The organism is Microcoleus sp. Pol11C3, assembly GCF_036701485.1.
GTDB lineage: Bacteria > Cyanobacteriota > Cyanobacteriia > Cyanobacteriales > Microcoleaceae > Microcoleus.
In genome coordinates this window covers 1-4,830 of sequence record NZ_JAUBQW010000228.1, presented here as the reverse complement: position 1 = coordinate 4,830, position 4,830 = coordinate 1, and the positions used below count along the sequence as shown (strand labels likewise).

At 45.2% G+C, this 4,830-nt stretch carries 6 protein-coding genes; 2 read left to right on the top strand and 4 right to left on the bottom strand.

Annotated features, from left to right (window positions below; all coding sequences use genetic code 11):
• Window positions 1-214, top strand: a 214-nt coding sequence (locus QUA40_RS27575; RefSeq protein WP_333131728.1) for a hypothetical protein, incomplete at its 5' end; no start/stop codon positions are given.
• A 16-nt stretch (window positions 215-230) separates the two neighbouring features.
• Here QUA40_RS27575 and QUA40_RS27570 read toward each other — a convergent pair.
• A complete protein-coding gene (locus QUA40_RS27570) occupies window positions 231-968 on the bottom strand; it encodes a phycocyanobilin:ferredoxin oxidoreductase (RefSeq protein ID WP_333131726.1) in 738 nt (245 codons plus the stop codon).
• A 128-nt stretch (window positions 969-1,096) separates the two neighbouring features.
• Between QUA40_RS27570 and tatA the strand changes: the two genes are divergently transcribed.
• Complete coding sequence (gene tatA / locus QUA40_RS27565) at window positions 1,097-1,288, top strand: twin-arginine translocase TatA/TatE family subunit (protein ID WP_333131724.1); 192 nt, start codon at window positions 1,097-1,099, stop codon at window positions 1,286-1,288.
• A 61-nt stretch (window positions 1,289-1,349) separates the two neighbouring features.
• Here the strand turns inward: tatA and panB are convergent, their stop codons facing one another.
• The 3 genes from panB to QUA40_RS27550 form a co-directional block, all read right to left on the bottom strand.
• Window positions 1,350-2,126, bottom strand: a complete 777-nt coding sequence (gene panB, locus QUA40_RS27560; protein ID WP_333131722.1) for a 3-methyl-2-oxobutanoate hydroxymethyltransferase — start codon at window positions 2,124-2,126, stop codon at window positions 1,350-1,352.
• Window positions 2,127-2,336: 210 nt separating this feature from the next.
• Window positions 2,337-2,753, bottom strand: coding sequence for an aspartyl protease family protein (locus QUA40_RS27555; RefSeq protein ID WP_333131720.1), 417 nt, complete (start codon window positions 2,751-2,753; stop codon window positions 2,337-2,339).
• Between the two features lie 122 nt (window positions 2,754-2,875).
• Window positions 2,876-4,549: a tetratricopeptide repeat-containing protein gene (locus tag QUA40_RS27550; RefSeq protein ID WP_333131718.1), complete on the bottom strand. Its 1,674-nt coding sequence runs from the start codon at window positions 4,547-4,549 to the stop codon at window positions 2,876-2,878.
• Window positions 4,550-4,830 lie beyond the last annotated feature (281 nt).

Below are 4,830 nucleotides of genomic sequence, written 5' to 3'. Positions count from 1 at the left end.
ACTTTATTCTCGATCGCGCGCTCAAAACCCAGGCTACCTCAAGTGCGATCGATATATTCAGCAAGCCCTAATTAGAGTGGCAGCGATCGCTAAACCGATGACTCCTCGCCCTGGGGGTTTTAAAAATGATTTATCCTTGACCCGTGATTCCTTTCCCATTACTGATAAAGTAGGTGATTTCCTAATTAAGTTTTGCCCACCCACTATGAAGTAGTGTAAACCGATTTCAGCTATTTAGGGAAATCAAAAAGCACCTCCGTCATGTAATGTTCGGCCCAATCTTGACCGAAAGCTTTTTCGAGTACGCGGCGGGTTTTGTCGTTTTGCTGCTGCTGGGTGCAGTAGTAAATTTGAGCGTCGAGAATTTTCGATTCTTCGGCGGCAGAGACTGGTTCGGAAGCGACTGCCTGTTTGCAGTGAATTTCAACGTAGGATTCAACTATGTCCAGAAATCTGCTTTCTTCTTCGATCGACTCTGGGCGCACAAACAGGCAAAATTCTGAGAAAATATCCCCCCATTCGGGAATTTGGCGCGGACAAGAAAATTGCTTGATTGGCAAAATTTCCATTTGGGTTCGGTAAATTTCTGATAAAGTTCGATCGGGATTGAGAGGAGAAAGGTCTGCGATCGCGGCGCTAACTTGACCTTTGCCTGCTACTATATCCGTACCGAACATCGGCAAAGCATAATTCGGCCTGGGAAACATCACGCAGTGCAGGATATCCAGCATTGGCCCGACTTTAGCGAGTTCGAGGTGTATTTTGCGGAACTGGGGCGTTTGATAGCAGCGGTTTTCAATGATCAGTTTTTCTCCTTCCAAGCGGCCTTCTACGTATCCCAACTCAGCGGGCAGGTGGTAGGGTTCGAGGTCGAGATAGCGGTGCCATACTGCTTCCATGCGGTCTGCTAAATCGCGGATGAGATGGTGCTGTTGGTCGCGCAGAGAAGGCTGGGATATTTCTAACATTCCTATTTATCGGGGGATAGCTTAATAAAACTTGATTCTACTGTTGCAGGATGCAGGAAAAAAGGTAGATACTTTAACAATATCAGTAGATTGACTTACAATCGAGCAAGTTTTACAGGAGATTTTGTATGTTTGGTCTGGGATTGCCCGAAATGGGCATTATTGCGGTGGTTGCCATACTAATTTTCGGCCCCAAGAAGATTCCTGAGTTAGGAAATGCTTTGGGCAAAACCTTGCGTAGTTTTAAGGATGGCATCAGTCAATCTGAGGATGAAGCTGTTGAGAAGGATAAAGAGGAAGAGGGTCAGCCGAAAGTGTAAATTAGGTTTGTAGTGAGGATTTTCTTCCTCATTTTTAAAGAGGAAAGTCCTCACTAAGAACCTATTCTGGAAATTTTCCTTCTTTAACTTCTAGGGAATAATCTTTCACAGCTTGGGTAATTGTTTCTCGCAAATTGGCGTAAGCTTTCGCAAAAGGTGGCTGTTTTTCAGAAAGTCCTAACAAATCCGAAGTAACTAAAACTTGGCCGTCGCAGTGCGGCCCGGCGCCGATACCAATGGTGGGAATAGTTAATTTTTGGGTAATTTGAGCGGCTAAGTCTGCGGGAATGTGTTCTAAGACGATCGCAAAAACACCGGCTTCTTGAAGCGCGATCGACTCTGCTATGATGCGATCGGCAGATTCGGCTGTTTTGCCTTGTTTTTTGTAGCCGAGTTGGTGTACCGACTGCGGAGTTAAACCAACGTGTCCCATCACCGGAATCCCGGCGGATGTTAGCTGCGAAACTGTGGCCGCCATTGCTGGATATCCACCTTCTAATTTTACAGCTTGAGCGCCGGTTTCTTTCAAAACTCTCCCGGCCGAGTGCATGGCTTGCTGGGGACTTTCTTGGTAAGTCAAAAACGGCAAATCGACCACAATTAATCCTTGTTTAACTCCACGGCGCACAGCTTTAGCGTGGTGCAGCATTTCATCGAGGGTTAGCGGCAGGGTTGTGTCGTAGCCTAAGACTGTCATGGCGAAGGAATCGCCGACTAGGATGATATCTACGCCTGCTTGATCGATGAGTTGGGCGATCGCATAATCATAAGCTGTCAGCGCGACAATTAATCGCCGTTGTTGTTTCCACTGAATTAATTGATGAGTAGTGACTGACATTTTAGTGCAAAAATATAATATTATCTCCTGCTATTACTTATAATATCAAATCCGGTTAATTCGTCCTTGTATAATTTGCGCTATATAATTTGCGCGATGTAGGGGCGGGTTTTACCAACCATCTATGTTTAAAACTCAGTATATAGTAAACCCGCCCCCTCCTGCTAAAAGACAATGGGCAGTGTATTTATGGCAAAAACTATATGAATTTTACACCCGAATATAACTTTGGCTTCCTTCTGCTGGCAAAACAATCAACCGCTGATTTTTTAAAGCGGGTTCTAAACCCAAATCTTCGAGGGGAATTAAGCCGAGTAAAGGTTCTTCTCCGGCGGGAACTTCTACACAATCATACCTGCCTTCTCGTCCAGCTACGGCCAGAGTGACATCTTTGAAAATCCGAAATTTTCTGGTTCCTATTGCCGTATGTCCGTCGATTTCACCTAGCATTGGCAAACCCAACTGACGGATAATATCTGCTGGTAAGCAGAGTCGAGTTGCTCCTGTATCGACTAAGACGTTATCGATGGTGATAGAGCGTATTTGCTCTGCGGGGATGAACCCTCTTTCTCCCAGAATTTCATCGATGTGATTGGTGACGGTTATTGTTGCGGTGACTCTGCCCATTTTTTTATCCTTTTGTTTTGTTATAGAATGTTTCCGTTGCTTTTTGACTAAATTATTATCTACAATATAGGCGGCATATTGTACATTTTAACAAATTTTGTAACTAAGAGCGATATTTTTATTTATTCGTGAAGTTCTGCTAATAACTGTTCCCCGGAAGGATGTTTTTGCAATTGCTCAAATGTCAAATGTCCTTTACTTATTCCTTCACGCCACAGCCCAACATAATTTTTCCACACAATCTTAACTTTGGGGTGGTTTTCTGGCAACTTGCTGCGAAAAATTTCCAAAGCTTGCAAATACAGCGGTTCCGCTTCCGAGTACCTTCCTTGGGATTCATAAAGTAGGGCTAAATTGTTGAGACTATTAGCTAAACTGGGATGGTATTCAGGAAGCGAGCGCCTGTCTATTTCCACAGCTTGCAAAAACAGCGGTTCCGCTTCCGAGTACCTTCCTTGGGCATAATAAAGTCCGGCTAAATTGTTGAGGTGATTAGCTAAACTGGGATGGTCTTCAGGAAGCAAGCGCCTGTCTATTTCCACAGCTTGCAAAAACAGCGGTTCCGCTTCCGAGTACCTTCCTTGGGATTCATAAAGTCTGGCTAAATTGTTGAGGTGATTAGCTAAACTGGGATGGTCTTCAGGAAGCGATCGCCTGTCTATCTCCACAGCTTGCAAAAACAGCGGTTCCGCTTCCGAGTACCTTCCTTGGGATTGATAAAGTTGGGCTAAATTGTTGAGGTGAGTAGCTAAACTGGGATGGTCTTCAGGAAGCGATCGCCTGTGTATTTCCACAGCTTGCAAAAACAGCGGTTCCGCTTCCGAGTACCTGCCTTGGGAACGATCAAGTTCGGCTAAATTGTTGAGGTGAGTAGCTAAACTGGGATGGTCTTCAGGAAGCGATCGCCTGTCTATTTCCACAGCTTGCAAATACAGCGGTTCCGCTTCCGAGTACCTGCCTTGGGATTTATAAAGTGCGGCGAGGTAACTCAAACTACTGGATAATTCCAGTTCCACATCTAACTCTTGTTGAAGGGCGATCGCCTTTTGAAAATAATCGATCGCCAATTCATACTCATCCTGAAAATTTTCGCACTCTCCCGACTCGATCCTTCGGTAATAAATCTTCCCCATACTCGCATAAAGACTTGCCAAACTGGGGTCTTGGAGTCCTTTTTTCTGTTCGGTTCGCCCGATTAAATCCTGCAAATCTTCCAGCGGTATCAAACTCGGCGGTTCGCGATCGTCCTCTTCAACTAGGGATCGAAACGGTTCAAATTCAGTTTTGGGAACAGCCGCAGTTTTTTTCGTATCAAAGCGAAACACACCTTTCCGCCAACTCCAAAAATCAGGAGACTCATTACTAATCAGAATTTCAATTTGTCGAGTCACCCACAAGACAATCGAAAACGGAAACTCCCGCATTGCTTCCCGCGTCCATTGCAAATAGCCAAAAAACACCTGTTGTTCCGATCGACTTTCGCCAAATTGTTTAAAAAACCGCAGTTTTTCCACACCCGTCACGGTGATAACGGCTTTTCCCCGCTGCTGCAAATATGCTTCTTGTTTGACTAAATTGGCGATCGCCGATCGCAAACTCGGTTCACCCCTCGCCAATTCTACGCGATAGCGGCGGATATCCGGTTCGAGTTGTGCTTCATAATCCGCAATCAGGCGATCGCGACAGTCGCTATCATCGCAAACTGCGATTAGCAAGTTGAGAATATCTTTACCCGCTTCAATTGACACGAGTAAATCTTCATAATTATCTTGGTTTTGACTGTTGAGATTCGACATAATTGATTGTCATTGATATCGAAGTCTCGATCCCCCTAAATCCCCCTTAATAAGGGGGACTTTGAGAATACTCTTGTCCCCCGCCTTAATAAGCGGGACTTTGAGAGCACTCTTGTCCCCCCCCTTATTAAGCGGGACTTTGAGAACTCTCTTGTCCCCCCCCTTATTAAGCGGGACTTTGAGAACACTCTTGTCCCCCCCTTATTAAGGCTACCGTGTACACACAAGTCAAAGTAAACTAGGCTCATGTTTTGAGAGAGGTATAAACCGTGGACAACCCC

Bases quoted from the DNA above. Each gene is read 5' to 3' on its own strand.
- QUA40_RS27550 (WP_333131718.1), bottom strand. From the start codon at position 4,549: ATGTCGAATCTCAACAGTCAAAACCAAGATAATTATGAAGATTTACTC.
- QUA40_RS27570 (WP_333131726.1), bottom strand. From the start codon at position 968: ATGTTAGAAATATCCCAGCCTTCTCTGCGCGACCAACAGCACCATCTC.
- QUA40_RS27555 (WP_333131720.1), bottom strand. From the start codon at position 2,753: ATGGGCAGAGTCACCGCAACAATAACCGTCACCAATCACATCGATGAA.
- panB (WP_333131722.1), bottom strand. From the start codon at position 2,126: ATGTCAGTCACTACTCATCAATTAATTCAGTGGAAACAACAACGGCGA.
- tatA (WP_333131724.1), top strand. From the start codon at position 1,097: ATGTTTGGTCTGGGATTGCCCGAAATGGGCATTATTGCGGTGGTTGCC.